General features: G+C 38.7%; 2 protein-coding genes. One reads left to right on the top strand and one right to left on the bottom strand.

Translation table 11 applies throughout. The annotated features are described in order from the left end of the window. Positions 1–233, top strand: a 233-nt coding sequence (locus tag ASV53_RS25900) for a hypothetical protein (protein WP_205049241.1), incomplete at its 5' end; no start/stop codon positions are given. A gap of 79 nt (positions 234–312) precedes the next feature. On the opposite strand, the gene ASV53_RS24310 is transcribed toward ASV53_RS25900, so the two are convergent. Continuing rightward, positions 313–747: TIR domain-containing protein (locus ASV53_RS24310; protein ID WP_239928910.1), on the bottom strand; the 435-nt coding region annotated here is incomplete at its 5' end.

Below are 747 nucleotides of genomic sequence, written 5' to 3'. Positions count from 1 at the left end.
TTTCAACATACTTTCCCTTATTCCTTCCCTTCAGTACACCCACAATTTCGATTAAATTTAAAATACACAAACAACATAAGGAAAACCCTATGGGTGGCTTTAGTCAAGATTATGAACCAACACAAGATGATTTAGATAATCACAGTAACCAGCTTAATGATAACAATGATGCTTACTGGCAATCACGTGACTATGATGAACGACCAAGTGACTGGGAGAGCAAAGATGAGTAAACATAATGTCCCTAATCTCCCTAGTAAGACGGGGTTGCCATCTGGTAAAGGCCGTGGCAACAATCCTCCCAAAAAGTAATTAACTTACCCACAGAGCTATACGGTTAAGATCCCAAGCGTATAGCTCTAACCTTTGTACACCCTTGGGTGCACCTGAATATGTGTTATCTGGTGTGCGCATGACTAAAATATTATTATCACTGTTGTGCTTTTTAAACTGTTCAATTTCCCACTCAACCCATAATCTACTGTGAGTATCTTTGCCCACAAGTACTAGTAGCTTATGTGACCCTGCTAATAACTTCGCGATAGCTTTCCGAACTGGTTCTGAGCGTATATCTGATGGTGGGCGACGATTGGTATGGCCATGTTCATTACATATAGCTTCAGCCAAAGATCTATCTTCAAATGTTAATGGATGATTGGGGTTTTGTCGAATCGATTTAATTTGTTGAATGTAGATATTGTCTTTATGATTGTGGCTAATAAATACTGTAGTCATATTATCTATCCT

This window comes from Photobacterium sanguinicancri, assembly GCF_002265265.1.
Classification (GTDB): domain Bacteria; phylum Pseudomonadota; class Gammaproteobacteria; order Enterobacterales; family Vibrionaceae; genus Photobacterium; species Photobacterium sanguinicancri.
Note: the sequence above shows the minus strand (reverse complement) of the source record. Positions and strands in the feature narration are given on the sequence as shown.